We start from the raw sequence: 23,714 nt of genomic DNA, 5'->3' as shown, positions 1-23,714 counted from the left end.
CTTACTTAGCATATTAGTTTTATAAAATCAATAAAATCATAAACTTGCTTCTGCAATTCAATTAAATCAGTATTATTGTCAATAATAATATTCGCAAACTCTTTTTTTTCTTCCATAGACATTTGAGAATTTATTCTACTAACAGTTTCAACTTTAGTTAATTTATCTCTATTCATAACTCTTTGAATTTGAACTGAATTATCCGCATATACAAGTACAATATAATCCATTTCCTCATGCATATTATTTTCAATTAAAGTAGGAGCATCTATTATTACTATTTTTTCATTCTTTTGTTCGTACAATTTTATCTTTTCTTCAATTGATTGTTTAATATACGGCATAATTATACTTTCATATTTTATTCTTTGTTTAGGAAATCTGAATATGTGGTTTCCAAATTCTTTCCTTCTAAATTCACCTCTCCAGTCAAAGAAACCTGCTCCAAATTGTGCCCGAACCATTTCTAATATCTTTGGATTATTTTCAAGTACTTCTTTAGCTATAGCATCTGCATCTATTATTTTTAGTTCTTCTTTACTTAAAATATTTGATACAGTGCTTTTTCCGGTGCCGATTCCACCTGTTAAACCAATCTTAACCATTTTATAAAAACCACCTTTTTTTAATTCCACAATACATTATTTGGCATCGTACCATGTATCTCCAAAATTAACATCCACATCAAGTGCTACTTTTAACTTAATTGCATTTTCCATTTCATAAGCAACTAAATTTTTAACTTCTTCAAATTCGTCTTTTTTTACATTTAAAATAAGTTCATCGTGTACCTGAAGGATTAATTCACTTTTTAACTCTTTTTCATTTAATCTGTTATAAACATTTACCATTGCAAGCTTTATTATATCAGCTGCACTTCCTTGAATTGGTGCATTCATTGCCAATCTATCACCTAAAGCCTTAACTATCTTATTGGAAGATTTTATCTCAGGAATAAATCTTCTTCTATTTAAAATTGTCAATACATATCCCTTTTCTTTAGCTTCCTCTACAACATTTTCAAGATATTCTTTTATCTTAGGATATCTTTCTAAATATATAGACATGTATTCTTCTGCCTCTTTCTTTGTGATCTTTAAATCTTCTGCAAGACTAAACGCACTTATCCCATACACTATCCCAAAATTAACTGCTTTTGCTCTACTTCTCATAAGAGAAGTAACCTCTCCTACTGGGACTTTAAATACTTCCGAAGCAGTCTTTGTGTGAATATCACTATGATGCTCAAATGCATCTATCATATTTTCATCTCCAGCAATATGAGCCAATACCCTTAATTCTATTTGCGAATAGTCACATGAAACCAGTATATCAGTTTCTTCCATTGGTATAAATACTTTTCTTATTTCTCTACCCATTTCATATTTTATAGGAATATTTTGCAAATTAGGTTCTGTGCTTGATAGTCTTCCTGTTGTAGTCACAGTTTGATTGAAGTTTGAATGGATACGCCCATCTTCATCAACCACATTTTTTAAACCTTCTACATATGTAGAATTTATCTTTGTAATTTGCCTATAATACATTATTTTAGGTATTATATCATGCTTATTCATTAGCTTCTCTAAAACTTCTTGGTTAGTTGAATATCCAGTTTTTGTTTTCTTAATGACTGGCAAATCCAATTTTTCAAATAATATCTTTCCTAGTTGCTTAGGAGAACTAATATTAAATTCCTCATCCGCTAATTCATATATTTCTTTTTGTGTTTTATCAATTTCTTTTTTAAACTTAGTCTGTAGCTCATCTAACATACCTTGATTTATGTTAAATCCAATACTCTCCATGGATGAAAGCACATAAATTAATGGATGCTCCACTTCATAATAAAGTTGATCCATATTTTCCTTATGAAGATTTTCTTTTAATTTTTCATAAACCATAGGTAAGTAACTGCAAAGAATTGCTTTAATATTGCTGTCTTCATTGTTAGGATTATCACCAATATAATGATTAACAAGTTCTAGAATTTCATATTTACTCTTTGATGAATCAATTAAATAAGCTGCTATCGCAGTATCAAAATCAAATCCCTTTATTTCAATTTGATTTTTATTTAAAAATGTAACAAAGTTTTTTCCATCATGAATAACTTTTTTAACATTATCATCTTCCATAAGATTTTTTAAAACTTTTAAAGCTTCTTCACTATCCTTAGAACTTATGTCTTTGAAATCTATAATAGTACCCTTATTTTCTTCTCCGAATATTAAATATTCAAGTTTTAATTTAGAATATCTAGATGCATCAGTTAAAGTATAATCTATATAAATTCTATTTCTCATCTCTGAGAATAATGCTTTCATATCTTCAATTGTAGTAATATTTCTCACTTCAATGTTAGATTCTTCCTGAACTGTGTCATCATTAAATTTAGATAATATTGACTTCATCTCAAGTTTAATGAGCATCTTCTTAATTTCTAATATATTTTCTTTATTACTAGAACTTATATCTTCTAAATTTAATTCGATTGGAACTTCTCTCATAATTGTAGCTAATTTCTTAGAAAATATTGCTTGTTCAACATTATTTTCTAAATTTTCCTTAAGTTTTTTCCCGGAAATTTTATCTATATTTTTAATAACTTCTTCAACAGATCCATATTCCTTTATAAGCTTAAAAGCAGTCTTTTCTCCCACTCCTGGAACGCCTGGTATATTATCTGACTTATCTCCCATTAATCCTTTTACATCTATAAATTGCTCTGGAGTCACTTCAAACTCATCCATAAAGCTTTCTTTATCATAAACAGCAGTTTCACTGACACCTTTCTTAGTAATTATAATTTTAGTTTTTTCTGATGCTAGTTGAAGTGCATCACGATCTCCTGTAACTACAAATACTTCTGTATTATTGTCCTCAGCAAATTTTGATACTGTTCCAATCAAATCATCTGCCTCAAAGCCTTCAACTTCAAATATCTTAATTCCCATTAACTTAAATAGTTCTTTAATAATCGGGAATTGTTCCGCAAGTTCTGGCGGCATCTTATTCCTACCTGCTTTATATTCAGAATACTCTTTATGTCTAAAAGTTGGTGCTTTCAAATCAAAAGTAGCAATTATACTATCTGGATTAATTTCATCCTTCATTTTAAGTAGCATATTTATAAAACCATAAATGGCATTAGTATTTATTCCATCACTATTTGTAAGAGGAGGCAAAGCATAAAAAGCCCTATTCATAAGTGAATTTGAGTCTAAAACCAATAATTTTTTCATTAGAAACCTCCTGAAATTTAACATAAAAATTTACTCAACTAGAAATATTATTATCTACTTCAAGTCATTATTTAAACTCATTATACTATATTGTATAACTTAAAGTATATATGTATCTTGTTGTGTAATGAATTTATCTCATATTATTTCCATAATTATTAGTAATAATTCTTATTTTGTATATTCTTTATTTTACTATAGTAGATAACTTGCAAAAATTGTTATAATGTTAATTATAGACCGTAATTCCAAATGCAAAGTATTTTAAATTAACCAGTACTATAAAAATCTATTATGTAATGAGGTGATATAATTGTTAGATAACCTTTTATCTAAATATGCTAAACTTGCTATTATCAAAGGTGTAAATATACAAAAAGATGGACTTTTAGTTATAAATAGCCCTATTGAGTGTAGTAACTTTGCAAGGCTACTTGCGGATGAAGCCTATAAATCTGGTGCTTCTGATGTAGTTATAAATTATAATGATGAAAAATTCAATAAGATACGATTTAATAATTCTTCAAAGGAAATTCTTTCTATTACGCCAAAATTTGAAAAAGATAAATATGACTATTACGTAGAAAATAATGCAGCATTTTTGAGTATTTCCGCATCTGATCCAGATATTTTCAAAGATGTAGATTCGGATAAAATATCGGCATACCAAAAAGGCAGACGTACAGCCTTAGAGAAATATCATAGCGCATGTACTTCCAACAAAAATGCTTGGTGCATAGTTTCAATTCCAACTGAAAACTGGGCAAAAAAAGTCTTTAGTGAATCTAACTCATGTGAAGCAATTGAAAAATTATGGGATGCAATTTTTACTGTTATGAGACTTAAAGAACAGAATCCTATAGATGCATGGAATAAACACACTAACCTTCTTCATGATAAGGTATTAGAATTAAATTCCTATAAATTTAAATATCTTCATTTTACAAATTCTCTTGGAACTGACTTAAAAATAGGATTAGTTCAAGATCATATTTGGTGCGGGGGTGAGGATATAACACAAGATGGTCTGAGATTTATTGCTAATATGCCTACAGAAGAAGTTTATACTACCCCTAAATTGGATGACGTAAACGGAATTGTTTTTAGCTCAAAGCCTTTAAGCTATTGTGGAAATTTAATAAACAATTTTTCCTTAACATTTAAAAATGGTAAAGTTGTAGCTTGTTCTGCTGAAACTGGATTAGATATTTTAACTGAGCTTCTTAATACAGACGAAGGTTCAAGATATCTAGGTGAGGTTGCCTTAGTTCCATATAATTCTCCAATTTCAAATTCAAATATAATTTTTTATAATACATTATATGACGAAAATGCTTCATGCCATTTGGCTCTTGGTTCTTCATATCCTTGCTGTATAAAGAAAGGAGAAAAAATGACAAGAGAAGAATCAATTCTATCTGGTTCAAATGTATCGTTGATACATGTTGATTTTATGATAGGAACTAAAGATACAAATATAACTGGTATTACACCAGCTGGTGAAGAAATTAAAATTTTTAATAATGGTAATTGGTTTTAATATTTTTTAATAAAATAAAAATACAGGATTGATTTTACAACCCTGTATTTTTATTATTTATTTTTAGGCTTGCTTCGTTCTTTATTATTAGCATATGTCTTCAATTCATTATTGAGAGCATCTACAATATTATTATACTTTGCCTTAAAGGCGCGCCTAGCCATAAATCTTTGAATCCATAATGACATATATCCAAAAAATTTATCTGTTGACTGTTCTTCTTCAAATACTAATTTGGTTGTGCCATCTTTTTGCCCTTTGAAATTATATGTGGATACACATGTTGTAAAATCAGTTGAGGTAGTAATTTGATATTTTTCATTTTTTGTATATCCTGTTATTTCAACTGTACATTCTACTGGATTAGGTCTACCAGTATTTATACTCTTTTGAATCTTACATCCTGTCGCATCTTCTTCGTTAAAATCCGAAAAATCTTTCTTTGCATTTTTTATAAAAATATGGAACACATCTTCTACTGGATAATTTAATATTCCAATAGCTTTCATTTTGAATTCCCCCTCTAATGAATTTACTTTATTATTTTCCAGTAAAATATTCTATCCCTATTGCTTCTCGAACTTCTCTAAGAGTATTAGCTGCCACTTCTCTAGCCTTGTTACTACCATCCTTTAGCATTTTATATACTGCATCTATATCTTTTTCAAACTCAATTCTTCTATTTCTTATTGGTTCCAATTCAGCCTGTAAAATTTCATTCAAGTATTTTTTTACTTTTACATCACCAAGACCACCACGTTTATAATGCTCTTTCATTTCTTCAACAGCATTTTTATCAGTTGCAAATACATCCAGATAAGTAAATACAGTATTTCCTTCTATTTGCCCTGGATCTTCTACTCTTATATGATTAGGATCTGTATACATTGACATTACTTTTTTCTTAATTGTATCAGCATCATCAGATAGATAAATACAATTTCCTATTGACTTACTCATTTTAGCTTTTCCATCCGTTCCAGGTAATCTTCCTGCATTAGAACTTGGAAGTACTGCTTCTGGCTCAACTAGAACTTCTCCATATATAGAGTTAAAACTTCTAACGATTTCCCTTGTTTGCTCAATCATAGGCAGTTGATCTTCTCCAACTGGTACTGTGTCTGCTTTAAATGCTGTAATATCAGCCGCTTGACTTACTGGATAAATAAGAAACCCTGCCGGAATACTATTTTCAAAATTTTTCTGTTTTATTTCTTGCTTAACTGTTGGATTTCTTTCTAACCTTGATAAAGTAACAAGATTTAAGTAATGCATTGTTAATTCATTTAGTTCTGGTATCTGTGATTGTACAAATATATTTGATTTGCTTGGATCAATTCCAACTGCTAAATAATCGAGTGCAACTTCCGTTAAACTATTTCTTATCTTTTCAGGATTTCTTGCATTATCTGTTAAAGCCTGCTGATCTGCAATCATTATAAAACTTTCATATAAGCCTGATTCTTGAAGTACAACTCTATTTTTTAAAGAACCTATATAGTGTCCTATATGTAATTTACCTGTTGGTCTATCTCCTGTTAATATTACTTTCTTACCCATTCCAAATTCACTCCTAAACCGCAAAACTCATTAAACTTCTGACTTAGTTTTACTTTCAACTACTTTATTAATTACATCTACTCTTTTATCTCCTAAGACATTAGCTATCTTAACTGACATATTTTTTTCTTTATATATAGCTTCTCTATTAGCATCAACTATCTTCATAATTCTTTCTTCCATCTTTTCATATGAAATTAGGTCATCATAATATGTATCCACAATGTCCTTTAAACATGTTGCTAATTCTCTTGGATTTCTATAAACTGCTCTCATTTCTTACTCCTTAAATATAACAAAATAATTTTTATATAATTTATATCAATTCAAAATTCTCATCCCTTATCTGAAAATTATGAACTAACCGCATGTATTAATATAAGTTAAAATAAATTCCACCTTAAAATTATTATTTAATATAAATCTTTAACTTAATGTTCCATAAATACTTATATTATAACAAATAAGTTTCGCTTTATTATATCATTATACATAGTAAAATTCTATATTCAAAAATAAAGACTACCTTAAAATGCAATTTTTAAGATAGCCTATAAAATTCTAATTTTCAAACCTACTGATTAACTTGCTTATTTAATACTAATTGAAAAATCATTAGGCACTATCATTACAATACATTTGGCACGTTTGACAACATTAGTAGTTACTGAGCCAATCATTCGATTTAAACCTCTTTTAGTAGATTTAGTCATAACGATTACTCCTATATTTTCTTCATTTGCTTTCTTTATTATTTCATCTCCTGGATATCCAAAAGTAAAATAAGTTTCTGTCTTATAATCTTTCATTTTTTCTTTAGCTGCTTGTAATATTTCTTCACCCAATTCTTGTGCAAATTTTATCTCATCAGCAACTATCATTTCATTTATCAGTACTAATTCTTTAACATTCATTATTATAATTTCAATTGAATCTTTATCGGGAAATATTTCTTTTACAAATTCTAAAGAATGCATACTTCTTTCTGTTCCGTCTATTGGTATTAACACTTTCCTTTTATTCATATATACTCCCCCTTAAATATCTCGATATTATAGTATTCTACACATTAGCAATAATATCCTCTATTTCACCTTAATGAATATATAATTTTTTACTTATCTGTATAAATTCCCATTTCTAATTTAAGTATACCCTGAAATAATCATTTTTATAAATTTATAGGGCATATCTACATATAAAACTTTTTATATATGCAGATATACCCTTATTTCATTTATATTTTTATTCGATAATTTCTCCATTAGTCGAAATAGTTACTACTTGCCAAGGAATCATTTTATCACTTGCCTTTAATGCATTTTTCACAGCATTTTCTATTCCACCACAACATGGAACTTCCATTCTTACAACAGTAACACTTTTTATATCATTCATCTTCAAAATTGTCGTTAGTTTTTCTGAATAATCTCCCTCATCTAGTTTTGGACATCCTATTAATGTAATTTTGTTTCTAATAAACTTATTATGAAAATCTCCATATGCATAGGCTGTACAATCTGCTGCTATAAGTAAATTAGCATTATTAAAATATGCTGCATTGGGAGAAACAAGTTTAATCTGCACAGGCCATTGATTCAATTGTGATACTATCTCACCCTCAGTTCTCGCATCCTTCACTTCAATCTTCTTATGGCTTAACATTCTAGATTGTGAACCTGGGCATCCAAATTGAATTGTTTGATTCTTGTTTAACTCTAATTTCTTTTGCTCAGTATTTCTTTTCTCCATGTTTATCTTTACAGCTTCTTCATCATAAGCAGCTGCTTCTCTCTCTTCGAAAGAAATAGCATTAGTTTCACATGAAGGAAGACAATCTCCAAGCCCGTCACAATAATCATCCCTTAATAATTTTGCCTTTCCATCTACTATACCTATAGCTCCTTCATGACAGGCACTTGCGCAAACACCACATCCGTTACATTTCTCTTCATCTATTTTAATAACTCTTCTTATCATAAAATTCTCCTCCTAAATCTCACACTCATTTAAATTCACTAATCATTAATTTTTGACCATACATTAATAATTGAAATATAGCATTTAAATAAATCAATTAACTTATAGAATTATTATAATAGAATGTTCATGTAAAATCCGTTTCATTTGATACAGAAATATTAATTATCAATTTTTAATTTTCTAACAATGTTAAGTTTTTTAAACTGAAGTCCAATATTTTAGCTGAGTGTGTTAATGCTCCTACAGATATGTAATCAACACCTATTTCAGCTATTTCTTTAATATTATTAAGTTCAACGTTTCCTGAGAACTCTATTATGGCTCTTTTTCCTATTATTTCAACTGCTTCTTTAGCTATCTCTAGATTCATATTGTCAAGCATTATTATATCTGCGCCTGCTAAAAGTGCTTCCTGTACCATTTCTAAATTTTCAGTTTCTACCTCTATTTTTCTAACAAATGAAGAATTCTTTCTAGTTAGCTCTATAGCCCTTTTTATTCCACCAGCCGCACTAATATGATTGTCTTTAATCATTATACCATCAGATAAATTAAATCTATGATTACATCCACCTCCAATCTTTACAGAATATTTCTCTAATATCCTTAAATTTGGTGTTGTTTTTCTTGTATCTAATAATTTTGCATTTGTGTGTTTTATTTCTTGTATAAATCTATTCGTTAATGTAGCTATTCCACTCATCCTTTGAAGTAAATTTAGAGCAATCCTTTCCCCAACTAATAAGCTTCTCGTATTACCTTTTAGAAAAGCAACTCTGTCTTTTACATGTGCATTATCTCCATCACGCTTATAAAATTCGATCTCCACATTTCCTAATAAATCAAATACTCTTCTAAATACTTCAAGGCCTGCAACTATGCCTTCTTCCTTGCAAATTAATTCTACTGTAGAGATATTTTCTTCTCCTATGATTGAATTTGTGGTTATGTCATCGCTTGGACAATCTTCAATAAGTGCATCTTTTATTATTTTATCTATAACTAAATAATTTATCATCTAACTTTCCACCCTTTTCTTTTATAGTTCTCACAGTTATCTCTTTATTTTCTTCTTGTAATTCATCCCATGATTTTTCTAATCTCTCCACAGGAAAAACCTTAATTTCCAAATAATCCACAATGTTGTTAATTGATATTGCAGCTCTTCTTGAAAATACAAGTCCTTCAAGTAATGAATTACTTGCGAGTCTGTTAGCACCATGTACTCCTGTACAGCTTGTCTCTCCAACTGCATATAGGCTTTTCATAGATGTTTTAGAATCCAAATCTACTTTTATTCCTCCCATAAAAAAATGCTGAGCTGGAGAAACCTTAATAAATTCTTTTGTTATATCTGTTCCTCTTTTTAAGCATTCCTCATAAATAGTTGAAAATCTATTTATTATATAATCTTTTCCCAAAAACCTTATATCTAAATTTACATAAGGTACTTCTGTCTCTTTTATCTGATTATATACTGCTTCTGATACCACATCCCTCGGCAAAAGCTCATTTATGAATCTTTCCCCTTTTATATTTGTAAGAATTCCACCTTCCCCTCTTAGAGATTCTGATATCAAAAATTTCCTCTTATTTTCACCTTCTTCATAAAATGCTGTCGGATGAATTTGAATATAATCCATATCCTTTAATTCTATACCGTGTCTTATTGCTGATGCTATTCCATCTCCTGTCAATATTCTCTGATTAGTTGAATTATTAAATAATCCACCTATGCCTCCAGTTGCCAATACAACAGCTTTTGCATAAACATTTATTTGCTCATCTTCTCTTATTAACATGGCTCCAATGCAATTATTTTCTTTTTCTATAATATCTACAAAATGAGTATTTTCATAAACACTTATATTTTCTCTCTTTTTCACTTTATCAATTAAAATTTTTGCAGCACTTTCTCCTGTATTATCCTTTGTATGGACTATCCTATTTACAGAATGAGCGCCTTCTTTTGTAAAGTTTAAACTTCCATCTTCATTTCTATCAAAAGCAATTCCCATTTCAATCAATGATTCTACGTTAACCATAGATTCATTAATTAAAGTTTCAACAGCCTCCAAATCATTTTTATATCTTCCTGCTTTTAAAGTATCCTCTATATATAGTGGAATATCCTCAACACCTTTTGCAACAGATATTCCCCCTTGTGCCAGATAAGTGTTACTACAAGTAATCTTATCTTTGCATACAATCAAGACATTTAAATCTTTCCTTAAATTTAATCCACAATAAAGACCTGATACCCCTGAACCTATTATTAGAACATCAACAAACTTATTCATATTTTTCCTAATTACTTCTAACATCTTGCGATGCAAGTAAATGCATATTTTCTAACGATTTTAACGCCTTTTTTCTAACATTTTCTTCTATAATCATTTCATTTTTCATATTCAATAAGGCATCATATAAATTTTCAAGGGTTGTCTTTTTCATGTCTTGGCAACATATTTTATCTCCTGGTATAAAGAAATTTTTATTAGGATTCTTTTTCTTTAATTCATGTAAAATCCCTTCTTCTGTCGCTATTATAAAATCGGTTCCTTCATCTTTAGTCGCATAATCTATTATTCCACTTGTACTCCCTATATAATCTGCAATATCTCTGATTTCCTTTGTGCATTCAGGATGGACTAATACTTTTGCATTTATATGCTTTTCTTTTTGAATCAATATATCTTCTCTGCTTACCTTATTATGGCACCTACAAAATCCATCCCATAATATGAACTCTTTTTCCGGGAAAAACTCCGATATATATTCACCTAGATTCCTATCAGGTAAAAACATAATCTTTTTATTAGGTATCTTCTTTAATATTTTCAATGCACTTGAAGAAGTCACAGCTACATCACAATGAGCTTTCACATTACACGTTGAATTTATATAGCAAACTACATAAGCATCTGGATGCTTTTCCTTTAGTTCTAATAAAGCCTTGCCGCTTGCCATATCTGCCATAGAACATCCTGCACTAGGACATGGCATTAAAACAGTCTTATTCGGTGATAAAACTTTTGCACTCTCTGCCATAAATCTAACCCCGCAAAACATTATAACTTCCTCTTTGCAATCTCTAGCTATTTCACTTAAATAATAAGAATCTCCTACATAATCTGCTAAGTCTTGTATAATTCCTGGTTGGTAATAGTGTGCAAGAATAAGAGCATTCTTTTCTCTCTTTAACTTTAATATTTCTTTTGCTAAATCCATCGCCATGTTTATTTACACCTCTTTTAATTAATTTTACAGGTGTATATACACCATTGAAAATAATTATAACACCACAATTTTTAATATTCAACAGATTTCATTGCCTTATTTAACCTACAAAAAATCATTTTATTTTTCTTGACAGCTAAAAGTTATAGTTGTATTATTGTATTAACAACTTAGTACAACAATACAGTAGTACAATTTACGAAGGAGTGAGACTATGTCATGGGATTTTAATGACGATAGACCAATTTACATGCAGCTAATGGAACAAATACAACTTAGAATCGTTTCTGGCATATACAAAGCTGGTGAAAAATTGCCATCAGTTAGAGATATGGCAGGTGATGCAGCTGTTAATCCTAATACAATGCAGAAAGCATTAACAGAACTTGAGAGAACTGGTTTAGTATTTTCTCAAAGAACTAGTGGTAGATTTATTACGGAGGACGTTAATATGATTAAAAATATAAGAAATGGTTTAGCAAGAGATCAAATTGAAAAATTTCTTCACAATATGGAAAAAATCGGTTATACCAATCAAGAGACAATCCAACTTATAGAAATTATATCAAAGGAGATGAAATAATGGATAATGCTGATAATAAAACATTGTATAACTCTAGCGAAAGTGATACAATGTCTACTTTTACAAATAACAATATGAATAATGTCCCTATTTTAGAATGTAAAAATTTATTTAAAACCTATTCTAATACTGAGGCATTAAAAGGGATAAATCTAAAAATCAATCGTGGCAGAATTGTCGGACTTTTAGGTCCAAATGGCAGTGGTAAAAGCACACTAATAAAGTTGGCAAATGGTCTTTTAACTCCATCAAATGGAGAAATATTAATATCAGGAAATAAACCTGGAATTGAAACAAAAAAAATTGTTTCATATCTTCCAGAAAGGACTTATCTTAATGACTGGATGAGAGTTTCAGACATTATTAGCTTTTTTCAAGACTTCTACGATAATTTCAATCCTGAGAAAGCTTACAATATGTTATCAAAACTCAACATTAATCCCAACGATAAATTAAAAACTATGTCAAAAGGTACAAAAGAGAAAGTACAACTTATTTTAGTTATGAGTAGAGAGGCCGATTTATATTTATTAGATGAACCTATCGCAGGTGTTGATCCTGCTGCCAGAGATTATATTTTAAATACAATAATCACTAATTACAATGAAAATGCCACTATAATTATATCTACTCACCTTATTTCTGACATTGAAAGAATATTAGATGATGTAGTATTTATATCATATGGAAATATATTCTTAACTAAAAGTGTTGATGAAATAAGAGAAAATGAAGGCAAGAGTGTTGATGCTCTATTTAGGGAGGTATTTAGATGTTAGGAAAATTAATGAAGTATGAGGTAAAAGCAACTGGCAGAACCCTTATACCGCTATATTTAGTATTATTAGCATTTGCTATCATTAATAAAATTTTTATCGGAACTGGTCTATCCCATAAACTTCAAGGATTTGGTTCAATCCCATTTATACTAAGCATCTTTGGATACGGATGTACTATGGCTGCTGTATTCATAGTCACCTTTTTCATAATTATCCAAAGATTTTATAAAAATCTGCTTGGTGATGAAGGATATTTAATGAACACCCTTCCAGTGAGCACCATCACAAACATTACAAGCAAACTTTCAATTGCCACTTTTTGGACTATAATAAGTGGAATTGTAGCCATACTTTCAATAATTATTATGGCATTTGACCCTAGGGCTTTTGGTCAATTCTTTTCTGAAACTTTTAGGGCTCTTTCAGAAGGTTATGCTAAAATAGGAATACAAATTTATGTAATTATTATAGAATTATTAATTGCTATGATATTTCAGTTTGTAAAATTTATTAGTATGATTTATGCTTCTATATCAATTGGGCATATATTTAGTAAGCATAGAATTCTTTCATCTTTCGGGGCATTCATAATATTAAATTTAATTGCAGGTGCAATATCCTCATCTATTGGGATAGCTTTTTCATCCTCTAGACTGCCTGATTTACTAAGAAATATTGAATCTCTTTGGCCTATTAATTTATTTTTAATATCTATCACAGTATTTAATATAATCTTCATAATAGTTTATTTCATAATAACAAGCTATATATTAAAAAATAAATTAAATTTAGAATAAAAAATGCTATTTTAAATATATAATCTTAGTATGGTGCCAACTTGTATAAAAAGCTAAATACAAACACTAATCCTTACCAAGATAGTATATTTATTTATAAATATTAAAAAAGCGACTATTGAAATAATTTTCGATAATCGCTTTTAATATGCAAATTTTTTAGTCATTTTCTATGCATTTTTATAAATTGTTAAATATTTTATATTGACTTATTCCTCATTTTATTACATAATTACATATAACTTAATAGGTAAATAACTAAGATAGAGGCGCGAAATTTAAGAGTATTATTATGGAGGTAAGCTCATTGAAGTAATAAGAAAGGAACTTTCGCCGAAGTAAATAGCTGATTGCTTTAATACTATTTGCTGGGCTTGTGTAAAATATATACAAGACTGCCACAACTTATTTTGTGGAGAGCTATTTTTAATGTAAATGTCGATATTCGTCATATTTTTAAAATGTGTAACTTTCGTATTTATGTCATGAGTATGCTCTCATGGCTTTTTTTATTGTTTTAATTTTTATATTATCTTAGTTACTTGCTTATGGAAATTTAAAACCATAATGGAGGATAGAAAAATGAGTGAAGAAAATCACGAATTAAAGAGAAGTTTAAAAGCAAGACACTTAAACATGATAGCCATAGGCGGATCTATTGGTACCGGTATATTCCTTGCAATGGGTGATACTCTCCACCAAGCTGGTCCTGGTGGTGCATTAGTAGCTTATGCACTAGTAGGTATAATGGTATACTTTTTAATGACAAGCTTAGGAGAAATGGCAACTCATATGCCAATATCTGGTTCATTTAGCTCATATGCTAATAAATTTATTGATCCAGCTCTTGGATTTGCCCTTGGCTGGAACTACTGGTACAACTGGGCTATAACAATTGCGGCCGAAATGGTTGCCGGTGCTCTGTTGATGAAATACTGGTTTCCAGATGTAAATGCCCTATATTGGAGTATTTTATTTTTAGTAATTATAGTAGGCTTAAATATTTTATCATCTAGAGCATATGGAGAATCAGAATACTGGTTTGCTGGTATTAAGGTGGTTACCGTTCTTATATTCATAGTAATTGGTGTTTTAATGATTGTAGGAATAATGGGTGGAGATAAAGTAGGATTTCACAATTTCACAATTGAAGATGGACCTTTTCATGGAGGAATCAAATCAATATTTTCTATTTTCTTAATCGCAGGTTTTTCATTCCAAGGCACTGAACTTATTGGGATTGCTGCAGGTGAAAGTGAAGATTCTGAGAAGAATATTCCAAAAGCTATAAAATCAATATTCTGGAGAATATTAATATTTTACTTAGGTACAATTATTGTATTAGGAGCAATAATACCATTTACTGAGGCTGGTCTTGATACAAGCCCATTTACAATGGTATTTGAAAAAGCTGGTATTGCAGGTGCTGCTTCATTGATTAATGCAATCATATTAACTTCTGTACTATCTGCTGGTAACTCTGGTATGTATGCATCAAGTAGAATGCTTTATGCAATGGCTAAAGAAGGCATGGCTCCTAAAGCTTTTGCTAAAATAAATAAAAGAGGTGTGCCTATAAATGCTGTACTTTTAACTACATTAATAGCTTCTGCTTGCTTTTTAACAGGTCTATATGCAGAGAGCACTGTTTATGTTTGGCTAGTTGCAGCATCTGGTCTTGCTGGATTTATAGCTTGGGTAGGTATCGCAATATGTCACTATCGATTTAGAAAAGCATATATTTATCAAGGAAGAGATTTAAATGAGTTAAAATATAGAGCTAGTTTATATCCATTTGGTCCGATATTAGCATTATTAATGTGTATTATTATAATAATAGGTCAAGGATATTCATACATTACTCCTGAGGCTATTGATTGGAATGGATTAATTGCAGCTTATATAGGACTTCCATTATTCTTAATCTTATACGTAGGTTATAAAATAAAGAATAAGACTAAAGTTATTCCTTTAGATAAAGTTGATTTAGACTTTTCTGATAAATAGTAACACAAAGTAATATTATGCTTTTTAAGTTTAACTTTTACTTGTACTTTCTATTTTAGCTTTAAATATTATATTTCTCTGAAAATAAGGAGAGTACCTCAAATATTTTTGAGGTACTCTCCTTTCTATATTATATGATCCTATTCATTAATTATATAAGGCACAGTTACAATAACTACATTTCTCATCTTAAGTATAGATCTTCTTAAAAGTATTGATGTTTGATTATGAAGTGTCTGATGCCACCATTTATGTATAATAAATTGAGGCATTACTATTGTTATTACTTCGTGCTTCTTTAAGTGCTTATGTTTTTCTTCCACATACGCTAAAAGTTTTTCGTTAACATTTCTGTATGGCGCATTTTCTATGACCAATTGAGCTGCTATCCCAAGCTTATTATACTTTTCTATTAGTTTCTTTGTGACTTCTTCATCTGTACTAACATGATAAACTTCTATGTTCTCCCCAAGAGTTAAAGCGCAATTTAAACTCTTAATGAAAGATTTATTAATTGTTTGAACTGGCACAATAACATGTTTTGTTATTGCTTCTCTTACAATTAAACTCTCTAAACCTGTTTCTATTTTTAAGTTCTCTCTAACTTTAGTATAGTGTCTTCTAACTCTTAACATTCCTGTTACAAGTATCGGTATGCATACAAGCACAATCCATGCTCCATGCTTAAACTTCTCTACACCTATTATTATGCATGTTGCTGCTGTAACAGCTGCCCCTAACCCATTTATAAACGCTTTATGTCTCCAATGCCCTTCCTTGCTCTTAGTCCATTTTCTAAACATTCCAAATTGTGATAATGTGAATGATATAAATACACCAACTGCATATAAAGATAACAACATATGAGTACTACCATCTGCAATATAAACTAAAAGTGAGGATACTAGAAATAATAATACTATTCCATTTGAAAAACTTAATCTAGTCCCCCTTTTCCCAAGTTGTCTTGGAACATATCCATCCTTAGCTAATATTGATAACAGTAGAGGCAAATCTGAAAATGCAGTATTAGCTGCAAGTGTAAGAATAATAGCTGTCGTAGCTTGTACTATGAAAAACATTAAACTGTTTTGTCCAAAAACTTGGATCGCTATTTGTGCTATTACTGTAATATCTTGACCTGGAACTGCTTTGTACATTGTTGAGAGGTATGATATCCCACCAAATATAATAAAAACAATACAAGCTAATGTTCCTAATACTATTTTCGCATTCTTCTGAGCTGGATTTTTAAAATTAGGTATTCCATCACTTACCGCTTCGATACCTGTCAAAGCAGTACATCCTGAAGAAAAGGCCTTTAGGAATAATAACAAAGTTAAATCTCCAGCTGCTTGTGGAACTACATATAATTGCTCTGGACTTTCTTTCAACACTAATACTTTGAATACTCCTGTTATTATCATTATTATTATTGATAATATAAATAAATATGTTGGTATTCCAAATAACTTAGATGAATCCCTTATTCCTCTAAGATTCCCTAATGTTATTAACCCTATTACAAAAATAGCTATTAACGGTTGATACAGCAACAAGGCTGGAATCGCTGATGTTATTGCAGCTGCTCCTGCACAGGTACTAACTGCAACAGTTAATAAATAATCAATTATTAATGATGACGCTGCCACCAATCCTGGAAGCTTACCTATATTTTCGCTCGCAACAATATACGATCCGCCCCCATGAGGAAAATTATCGATTATTTGTCTATATGAAAACACTATTATTCCTAATAAAACTGTAATTGCTATTGCTATTTCTATCATGGATCCATATGCACGCATACCAAGAATAGGTATAAGAACTAATAGTATTTCTTCACTTGCATAAGCTACCGATGAAATAGCATCACTTGATAATATTGGCAGCCCCCAGATAACACTAAATTTTTCTTCAGCTAATTCGTTAGTTTTAAGAGCTCTTCCAATCAATAATGATTGAATTTTTTTAAACATAATTCTTCCCCCATATTGTAAAAATTACTATGCAATTTCAACTTTATACAACAGGTAATAAAAAGGATTTTCTCCTCCCTTTTTATTACCTGCTATTACAACATACAGATTATATATCTATATATTATTGATGTAAATATATTTATTTTTATAAATACGTTTTCAATACAACTTTATTTTTAAATATTTTTCGACAGTACGATTTTGTCTTTACTACTTACTGTATTCTAAATAAAAAGAAAGAAGATAACTAGTTTCATACCAGCTATCTTCTTCTATTATTTATCTTATATTAATTTATCTTAAGAACATTGCCATATCATCTTCAACATTTGTAATTCCACCTATACCAAAGTTTTCTACTAAAACATTAGCTACATTTGGTGAAAGGAATGCAGGAAGAGTTGGTCCTAAGTGAATATTCTTTACTCCTAAGTGTAATAGAGATAATAATACTATTACTGCTTTTTGTTCATACCATGCAATATTAAATGCTATTGGTAATTCATTTATATCTTCAAGACCGAATACTTCTTTAAGTTTTAATGCAATTACTGCTAATGAGTATGAATCATTACATTGTCCTGCATCTAAAACTCTTGGAATTCCACCTATGTCTCCTAAATCTAACTTGTTGTATTTATATTTTGCACAACCAGCTGTTAATATAACAGTATCTTTTGGAAGAGCTGCTGCAAAGTCTGTGTAGTATGATCTAGCTTTTTGTCTACCATCGCAACCTGCCATAACGAAAAATTTCTTAATTGCTCCAGTTTTTACTGCATCAACTACTTTATCGGCTAAAGCTAATACTTGGTTATGAGCAAATCCACCAACGATTTCTCCTTCTTCAATTTGAGTAGGTACTGCACATCTCTTAGCTTGTTCAATAATTACAGAGAAATCTTTCTTTCCATTTTCATCAGCTGCAATATGAGTACATCCTTCATAACCTGCTGATCCAGTAGTATATAATCTTCCTTTGTAACTATCTCTTGGAGGAACTATACAGTTTGTAGTCATAAGTATTGGTCCATTAAAGCTTTCAAATTCTTCTGGTTGTTTCCACCATGCATTTCCGTAGTTACCTACTAAGTGTGAGTATTTCTTTAAATGTGGATAGTAGTGAGCTGGCAACATTTCTGAGTGAGTATAAACATCTACTCCTGTTCCTTCTGTTTGAATCAATAATTGTTCTAAATCTTTAAGATCATGTCCAGAAATTAATATTCCTGGATTTGTTCCAACACCAATATTAACTTTTGTTATTTCTGGGTTACCATAGCTTTCTGTATTAGCCTTATCTAATAAAGCCATCCCATCAACACCAACTTTTCCTGTTTCTAAAGTTAATGCTATATATTCATCTATTGTTACGTTGTTATTAGCAGTTAATGATAATGCTTTTTGCATAAATGCACATATATTTTCATCTTCATATCCTAAAGCATTTGCATGTTTCATGTATGCAGATAAACCTTTTAATCCATAAGTAATAAGTTCTCTTAAACTTCTGATGTCTTCATTTTCAGTAGCTAATACACCAACAGTCTCTGCTTTAGCTTCCATTTCTTCTCTTGTTTCTGCATTATATAACGCAGCTGCACTTAAGCTTTCTTTGTTAGCTAATTTTCCTAATAATTCTTCTTTTATTTTTAAGGTATCTTTTACTCTTCCATAAAATACTTCTTTATCAAAGTTAGCATTAGTTATAGTAGTGAAAAGATTCATTGTTACTGTAGTATTAATAGCTTGTGATACAACGATACCTTCTTCTCTAGCTTTTGTTGCAACTTCTGATAAACCTCTAGTCACGTATATTAATAAATCCTGCATTTTAGCAAGGTCTGGAGTCTTACCACACACACCTTTTACAGTACATCCTGTACATCCTGCTGCTTCTTGACATTGAAAACAAAACATTTTATTATCCATATTGAAATCTCCTCCACACAATTAATTTTTATCAAATAAATTTTTATAAATTTCTATATCAGTTAGGTACATTCCCTCAAATCACCTTATGAATCTATTTTACATTGAAATTATAAAATACTCTGTTTCATTTGTTACGACTCAGAAATCTTTTAAAATTATTTTTATAAATACATAAAAATAACCTAGAATCCATATATACTCTAAGTCACCATAAATTAAAGTTATGGTAATTACTTTAAATGATAGCAATACAAAGAAATAGAATACATATATGTGGAGCAGGCATTGAAAAATAAGCTGTTGGAATATCTTAATGGCAGGTTGTTTCACTTTTGCTTGTCCTGTGCTTGCCACAGGAGCATGCAGAAGTGATGCAACCTTCCATTTAGATATTATCAGCGAGATTTTTCATAGTCCTGAGGAACATATATGTATTCTATTTCGATTGTTCGTTTCCTCATTTTAAGTTCTTTGTGATACATTTAATTCTAGCAGAAATGTATTCCACTCCAATAGATACGTTCTTTGATGATAGTTTTTTCTGGGAATTCTACATCCTTTAATGCCCACTTTTTATATTCTTCAAATCCAACTCTATCAATTATATAACCAATATGCTCTTTTCCACCTGGAGCATCTTTGTCTATATATTCTTCAACAAATTTATAAGTATTTAATATTATTTTAATTATACTTTGCTCATCAGCCCAAATTAAGAAATCTTCTGCAAGACGAGGGTTCTTCTTACCTGATCTTCCCATAAGAACTAACTTATAATATTTTTCTTTGCTTCTTGTCCATGCTCCTGTAGGACATGCATTTGCACATTCACCACAACCAATACATTTTTCTTTATTTCTTACGATTTTATAGTTAATAGCTTCAAGTGCTCCTACTGATTTTTTCTTACAAGCTTTCACACATGCCATGCAACTTACACATCTATCAATATTATATTGTGGTTCTGTCATTCCAATTATCCCAAAGTCATGTGTTCTTGCTTTAATACAATCATTAGGACATCCTGTTAATGCGATTTTAAAATGTAAATCATTTGGGAAAATAGCTTTTTCTATTTTCTTTGCAAAATTAGTTGTATTATAATTAGCAAACGGACAAACATTGTTTCCAACACATGCTGATACATTTCTAGTTCCTGCAGCAGTATATCCTTTGCCTGGTATTTCTTGATTTATTTCTAATTTTTCAATAATTGGTTGTAACAATTCATTTACTTTATCCATATCCTCAAAGCTTATACCTGGTACTTCAAAACCTTGACGTGTTGTTATATGAACAGTTCCATCACCATACTTTTGTGATATTTCTTGTATCATTCCTAATAATTCCGCATCTAAATGCCCCCCAGGAACTCTAATTCTAGAGGCAGTTATCCCTCTTTTTTTAGTGACTCTAAAAGCATTTTTCTTGATTGCCTTTGTATTTAAATCCACAACTAACCCCTCCTAATCTATTAAGAATTTGCCTTTTGAATAATTGAAAACAGGACCATCTAAACAAATATAAGTATCATCTATTTTACAATGTCCACACTTTCCGATTCCACAACACATTTTTCTTTCTTGTGAAATCCAAATATTATTTTCATCTATACCACGTTTTAAAAACTCTGCAACAGTAAACTTCATCATAATAGGAGGTCCTACTACAATAACCGCTGCATTATTAATATACTTTATTAGTAAATCAGGAATATATTTTGTTACCATTCCAACATTGCCATTGTATCCTTCTTCTGCATTATCAACAGTTAGAATAAGATTTATATTACTTTTCCACATTTTAATATCATCTTTGAATAAAACGTCATTAGGAGATTTAAATCCTGCAATTAGAGTAAAGCTTTCTGCTTCACCTGCATTTTTTGCAAAGTAATCTACAACTCCTCTTACTGGAGAAAGACCTGTTCCCCCTGCAACAACTATTAATTCTTTTCCTTTGTAATTTTCAATATCAAAGCCATTACCATAAGGTCCTCTTAGAAATAATTTATCGCCAACATAATTATTAAATATTTCATTAGTTACTTTTCCAACACGTCTTATAGTTAAGTCTACAGTGCCCTCTCCAATACCACTTACTGAAATAGGTGCTTCACCAAACTTTGGTAATGAAACTTCAAAGAACTGTCCTGGTTTTACATCACCATTAAACTCCATTCGAAAAGTATATTCTATTTCTGTATGTTTAATTACTTCTTTAATTTCTGATAAAAAAGGAATATATTCATTTTTACTCATTGTCTGCCACCTCTTTCATACCATCTTTTAATTTGTTCACACAGTTAGAGAATGATATATATTCTGGGCAGATATCATCACATCTTCCACATCCCACACACATATGATATCCCCATTTCTTTTTATAGTCATATACTTTGTGTAGTACTTTAAAACGCATACGTTGTCCTTTATCTAACCTAAAACTATGTCCTCCAGCCATATTTGTATATCCATCTACATGGCAAGATGCCCATACTCTTCGTCTTTCACCTGCTTTACCATTATCAGTATAGAAGACATCCTGCATTGTAAAGCAAGTACATGTAGGACAAACAAAATTACATCTTCCGCAAGCAATACAACGAGCACTGTACTCTTTCCACATATCTGATTTCATAACATCTAAAGAAAGATTATCTGGTATCGAAACCTTTACACTATTTTCCGTTACAAAGTCTGGTTTAACATCTAAAGTTTCATCAACCTTAAATAGCTTTTTTAACTCCTCATCTTTAACATCTACGTATACATTATCACCATTTACTTTTAAGTATGCATTATATTCATCATTTTTATTTGTTTCCATACTTACACAAAAACAATTTTCAAATGAGTTTTCACATCCCATTAAAATAAATTTTGCATTTTCTCTTATTCTCTTATAATAATAATCTTCTTGTCCATTTCTTAAGTAAATGTCATCCATACGTTTTACCGCATGTAAATCACAGCTTCTTAAGAAAATGATAGCACCTTTTTTAGGATCATCTGCTTCCTTTATTGAATCTTCTGTGAAATAGAAAAGTGTTTGAGATATAGGAAGTAATACTTCTTTATATGAATATTGGGCCTTTTGATCAAAAACTATATCATCTATTGTCTTTATTTCACCATAACGTACTCTATCAGTATCAGAGAAACTACCTTCACCTTCAAATAATTTTGGTGCATATACTACATATTCTTTTGATAAATCTTCGAATACTTTATTAATATCATTTTTGCTTAATTTATATCCCATCAGCTTACTCCTTTACTTCTTTTTTGAAATTATATAATAAGGTAATGCTAGAAATACTGCTCCACCAATCATATTTCCAAGTGTTACTACACCTATGTTATACACATAACCCATAATGCTTACACTTGCAGCTCCCGGATTAAGTAATCCTATTGTCAAAAGAGTCATATTGGCAACACTATGTTCAAAACCTGCTGTTATAAATGCAAATAAACACCAAAATATCATAATAAGCTTAGCTGATTCACTTTTTAATTTAAAACTACACCATGTAGCTAAGCAGACTAGTATATTACAAAAAATCCCACGTACTAATAATGGTAGAAATGGTACACTCATTTTAGCTGCTGATGTTTTTGCAATAAATTCTCCAACGGGTCCAGCTGTAAGTCCTGTAGCATAAAATAAATATCCTGCAATAATAGAAGCAACTAAATTTCCTATAAAACAAACTATCCATATGTTAATAGTGTCTGTCCACTTTACTTCTTTTCTTAAAGAAGCAGCTGTCATAATAAAGTTGTTTCCTGTAAAAAGTTCTGATCCTGCCATAATTACTAAACTAAGGGCAACTCCAAAGGATACTCCCATGACTATTTTTGTAGCAGGTGATCCACTACCACCTAATAATCCTCCTATTGTGAATATAAGCATAATTCCCATACCCACATAAAGACCTGCAAGCATTGAACTTATGAAATATCCTAGTTTATTTGTCTTTAATAAATTAACTTTTGCCTTAGCTGCCATAATTACACTGTTAAATTCTTCACAAAACATACTATAAATTCCCCTTTCA

Annotated in this window: 21 protein-coding genes and 1 riboswitch; of the genes, 5 read left to right on the top strand and 16 right to left on the bottom strand. The window is 30.1% G+C overall.

Annotated features, from left to right (window positions below; translation table 11 throughout):
• Nucleotides 1-5: 5 nt before the first annotated feature.
• Together coaE and polA are read right to left on the bottom strand one after the other, a co-directional pair.
• Nucleotides 6-605 carry a dephospho-CoA kinase gene (gene coaE, locus L1S46_RS13205; protein WP_077829350.1) on the bottom strand — a complete coding sequence of 200 codons (600 nt, stop codon included), beginning with the start codon at nucleotides 603-605 and terminating at the stop codon, nucleotides 6-8.
• 36 nt (nucleotides 606-641) lie between these two features.
• A complete protein-coding gene (gene polA / locus L1S46_RS13200; protein WP_238900243.1) occupies nucleotides 642-3,245 on the bottom strand; it encodes a DNA polymerase I in 2,604 nt (867 codons plus the stop codon).
• A gap of 313 nt (nucleotides 3,246-3,558) precedes the next feature.
• On the opposite strand from polA, the gene L1S46_RS13195 reads away from it, so the two are divergent.
• Complete coding sequence (locus L1S46_RS13195; protein WP_238900242.1) at nucleotides 3,559-4,785, top strand: aminopeptidase; 1,227 nt, start codon at nucleotides 3,559-3,561, stop codon at nucleotides 4,783-4,785.
• 53 nt (nucleotides 4,786-4,838) lie between these two features.
• Here L1S46_RS13195 and L1S46_RS13190 read toward each other — a convergent pair whose 3' ends face one another.
• The 8 genes from L1S46_RS13190 to nadA form a co-directional block, all read right to left on the bottom strand.
• The gene (locus L1S46_RS13190; RefSeq protein ID WP_077829347.1) at nucleotides 4,839-5,294 is read right to left on the bottom strand and encodes a DUF3284 domain-containing protein; all 456 of its coding nucleotides are present in this window, start codon (nucleotides 5,292-5,294) and stop codon (nucleotides 4,839-4,841) included.
• A gap of 31 nt (nucleotides 5,295-5,325) precedes the next feature.
• Nucleotides 5,326-6,345: a tryptophan--tRNA ligase gene (gene trpS / locus L1S46_RS13185; protein ID WP_023974030.1), complete on the bottom strand. Its 1,020-nt coding sequence runs from the start codon at nucleotides 6,343-6,345 to the stop codon at nucleotides 5,326-5,328.
• A 30-nt stretch (nucleotides 6,346-6,375) separates the two neighbouring features.
• Complete coding sequence (locus L1S46_RS13180; RefSeq protein ID WP_011968141.1) at nucleotides 6,376-6,621, bottom strand: TIGR04540 family protein; 246 nt, start codon at nucleotides 6,619-6,621, stop codon at nucleotides 6,376-6,378.
• A 314-nt stretch (nucleotides 6,622-6,935) separates the two neighbouring features.
• Nucleotides 6,936-7,370 carry a universal stress protein gene (locus L1S46_RS13175; RefSeq protein WP_011968140.1) on the bottom strand — a complete coding sequence of 145 codons (435 nt, stop codon included), beginning with the start codon at nucleotides 7,368-7,370 and terminating at the stop codon, nucleotides 6,936-6,938.
• Between the two features lie 220 nt (nucleotides 7,371-7,590).
• On the bottom strand, nucleotides 7,591-8,325 hold the full coding sequence (locus L1S46_RS13170; RefSeq protein WP_023974031.1) for a 4Fe-4S binding protein: 735 nt from the start codon (nucleotides 8,323-8,325) through the stop codon (nucleotides 7,591-7,593).
• A 175-nt stretch (nucleotides 8,326-8,500) separates the two neighbouring features.
• Nucleotides 8,501-9,346 carry a carboxylating nicotinate-nucleotide diphosphorylase gene (gene nadC, locus L1S46_RS13165; protein ID WP_238860530.1) on the bottom strand — a complete coding sequence of 282 codons (846 nt, stop codon included), beginning with the start codon at nucleotides 9,344-9,346 and terminating at the stop codon, nucleotides 8,501-8,503.
• The gene (locus tag L1S46_RS13160) at nucleotides 9,321-10,628 is read right to left on the bottom strand and encodes an L-aspartate oxidase (protein ID WP_238860532.1); all 1,308 of its coding nucleotides are present in this window, start codon (nucleotides 10,626-10,628) and stop codon (nucleotides 9,321-9,323) included. The genes nadC and L1S46_RS13160 overlap by 26 nt, the downstream gene beginning before the upstream one ends.
• A gap of 7 nt (nucleotides 10,629-10,635) precedes the next feature.
• Nucleotides 10,636-11,559 (bottom strand): quinolinate synthase NadA, encoded by a 924-nt coding sequence (gene nadA, locus L1S46_RS13155; protein ID WP_343217259.1) that lies wholly within the window; start codon nucleotides 11,557-11,559, stop codon nucleotides 10,636-10,638.
• A gap of 223 nt (nucleotides 11,560-11,782) precedes the next feature.
• Between nadA and L1S46_RS13150 the strand changes: the two genes are divergently transcribed.
• The 4 genes from L1S46_RS13150 (at nucleotide 11,783) to L1S46_RS13135 (ending at nucleotide 15,734) form a co-directional block, all read left to right on the top strand.
• Complete coding sequence (locus tag L1S46_RS13150; RefSeq protein WP_011968135.1) at nucleotides 11,783-12,151, top strand: GntR family transcriptional regulator; 369 nt, start codon at nucleotides 11,783-11,785, stop codon at nucleotides 12,149-12,151.
• Nucleotides 12,152-12,225: 74 nt separating this feature from the next.
• Nucleotides 12,226-12,930, top strand: a complete 705-nt coding sequence (locus tag L1S46_RS13145; protein WP_238900263.1) for an ABC transporter ATP-binding protein — start codon at nucleotides 12,226-12,228, stop codon at nucleotides 12,928-12,930.
• Nucleotides 12,924-13,727 (top strand): hypothetical protein, encoded by an 804-nt coding sequence (locus L1S46_RS13140; protein WP_017211749.1) that lies wholly within the window; start codon nucleotides 12,924-12,926, stop codon nucleotides 13,725-13,727. The genes L1S46_RS13145 and L1S46_RS13140 overlap by 7 nt, the downstream gene beginning before the upstream one ends.
• A 256-nt stretch (nucleotides 13,728-13,983) precedes the next feature.
• A riboswitch (Lysine riboswitch) is annotated at nucleotides 13,984-14,158 on the top strand.
• 151 nt (nucleotides 14,159-14,309) lie between these two features.
• Entirely contained in the window at nucleotides 14,310-15,734 is a 1,425-nt protein-coding gene (locus L1S46_RS13135) for an amino acid permease (RefSeq protein WP_238900240.1), read from the top strand.
• A 140-nt stretch (nucleotides 15,735-15,874) separates the two neighbouring features.
• Here the strand turns inward: L1S46_RS13135 and L1S46_RS13130 are convergent, their stop codons facing one another.
• The 6 genes from L1S46_RS13130 to L1S46_RS13105 all read right to left on the bottom strand — a co-directional run bounded on the left by L1S46_RS13130 (nucleotide 15,875) and on the right by L1S46_RS13105 (nucleotide 23,695).
• Complete coding sequence (locus L1S46_RS13130) at nucleotides 15,875-17,713, bottom strand: APC family permease (protein ID WP_238900239.1); 1,839 nt, start codon at nucleotides 17,711-17,713, stop codon at nucleotides 15,875-15,877.
• A 297-nt stretch (nucleotides 17,714-18,010) separates the two neighbouring features.
• On the bottom strand, nucleotides 18,011-19,648 hold the full coding sequence (gene hcp / locus L1S46_RS13125) for a hydroxylamine reductase (protein ID WP_238900238.1): 1,638 nt from the start codon (nucleotides 19,646-19,648) through the stop codon (nucleotides 18,011-18,013).
• 491 nt (nucleotides 19,649-20,139) lie between these two features.
• Complete coding sequence (gene asrC, locus L1S46_RS13120; protein WP_017211747.1) at nucleotides 20,140-21,105, bottom strand: sulfite reductase subunit C; 966 nt, start codon at nucleotides 21,103-21,105, stop codon at nucleotides 20,140-20,142.
• Nucleotides 21,106-21,117: 12 nt separating this feature from the next.
• Nucleotides 21,118-21,912 (bottom strand): anaerobic sulfite reductase subunit AsrB, encoded by a 795-nt coding sequence (gene asrB, locus L1S46_RS13115; protein ID WP_238900237.1) that lies wholly within the window; start codon nucleotides 21,910-21,912, stop codon nucleotides 21,118-21,120.
• A complete protein-coding gene (gene asrA, locus L1S46_RS13110; protein ID WP_238900236.1) occupies nucleotides 21,905-22,915 on the bottom strand; it encodes an anaerobic sulfite reductase subunit AsrA in 1,011 nt (336 codons plus the stop codon). Before asrA ends, asrB begins: the two co-directional genes overlap by 8 nt.
• 12 nt (nucleotides 22,916-22,927) lie before the next feature.
• Nucleotides 22,928-23,695: a formate/nitrite transporter family protein gene (locus L1S46_RS13105; RefSeq protein ID WP_238900235.1), complete on the bottom strand. Its 768-nt coding sequence runs from the start codon at nucleotides 23,693-23,695 to the stop codon at nucleotides 22,928-22,930.
• Nucleotides 23,696-23,714 lie beyond the last annotated feature (19 nt).

Origin of the sequence: Clostridium sp. YIM B02500, assembly GCF_022324665.1 — a bacterium.
Taxonomy (GTDB): Bacteria; Bacillota; Clostridia; order Clostridiales; family Clostridiaceae; genus Clostridium; species Clostridium beijerinckii.
This window is presented reverse-complemented; position numbering and strand designations above follow the sequence as displayed.

Coding starts and splice junctions, on each gene's coding strand:
- asrB (WP_238900237.1), bottom strand. CDS start 21,912: ATGAGTAAAAATGAATATATTCCTTTTTTATCAGAAATTAAAGAAGTA.
- L1S46_RS13160 (WP_238860532.1), bottom strand. CDS start 10,628: ATGAATAAGTTTGTTGATGTTCTAATAATAGGTTCAGGGGTATCAGGT.
- trpS (WP_023974030.1), bottom strand. CDS start 6,345: ATGGGTAAGAAAGTAATATTAACAGGAGATAGACCAACAGGTAAATTA.
- L1S46_RS13150 (WP_011968135.1), top strand. CDS start 11,783: ATGTCATGGGATTTTAATGACGATAGACCAATTTACATGCAGCTAATG.
- L1S46_RS13130 (WP_238900239.1), bottom strand. CDS start 17,713: ATGTTTAAAAAAATTCAATCATTATTGATTGGAAGAGCTCTTAAAACT.
- L1S46_RS13135 (WP_238900240.1), top strand. CDS start 14,310: ATGAGTGAAGAAAATCACGAATTAAAGAGAAGTTTAAAAGCAAGACAC.
- nadC (WP_238860530.1), bottom strand. CDS start 9,346: ATGATAAATTATTTAGTTATAGATAAAATAATAAAAGATGCACTTATT.
- L1S46_RS13180 (WP_011968141.1), bottom strand. CDS start 6,621: ATGAGAGCAGTTTATAGAAATCCAAGAGAATTAGCAACATGTTTAAAG.
- nadA (WP_343217259.1), bottom strand. CDS start 11,559: ATGGATTTAGCAAAAGAAATATTAAAGTTAAAGAGAGAAAAGAATGCT.
- L1S46_RS13140 (WP_017211749.1), top strand. CDS start 12,924: ATGTTAGGAAAATTAATGAAGTATGAGGTAAAAGCAACTGGCAGAACC.
- L1S46_RS13175 (WP_011968140.1), bottom strand. CDS start 7,370: ATGAATAAAAGGAAAGTGTTAATACCAATAGACGGAACAGAAAGAAGT.
- hcp (WP_238900238.1), bottom strand. CDS start 19,648: ATGGATAATAAAATGTTTTGTTTTCAATGTCAAGAAGCAGCAGGATGT.
- asrA (WP_238900236.1), bottom strand. CDS start 22,915: ATGGGATATAAATTAAGCAAAAATGATATTAATAAAGTATTCGAAGAT.
- L1S46_RS13190 (WP_077829347.1), bottom strand. CDS start 5,294: ATGAAAGCTATTGGAATATTAAATTATCCAGTAGAAGATGTGTTCCAT.
- L1S46_RS13145 (WP_238900263.1), top strand. CDS start 12,226: ATGAATAATGTCCCTATTTTAGAATGTAAAAATTTATTTAAAACCTAT.
- polA (WP_238900243.1), bottom strand. CDS start 3,245: ATGAAAAAATTATTGGTTTTAGACTCAAATTCACTTATGAATAGGGCT.
- L1S46_RS13105 (WP_238900235.1), bottom strand. CDS start 23,695: ATGTTTTGTGAAGAATTTAACAGTGTAATTATGGCAGCTAAGGCAAAA.
- coaE (WP_077829350.1), bottom strand. CDS start 605: ATGGTTAAGATTGGTTTAACAGGTGGAATCGGCACCGGAAAAAGCACT.
- L1S46_RS13170 (WP_023974031.1), bottom strand. CDS start 8,325: ATGATAAGAAGAGTTATTAAAATAGATGAAGAGAAATGTAACGGATGT.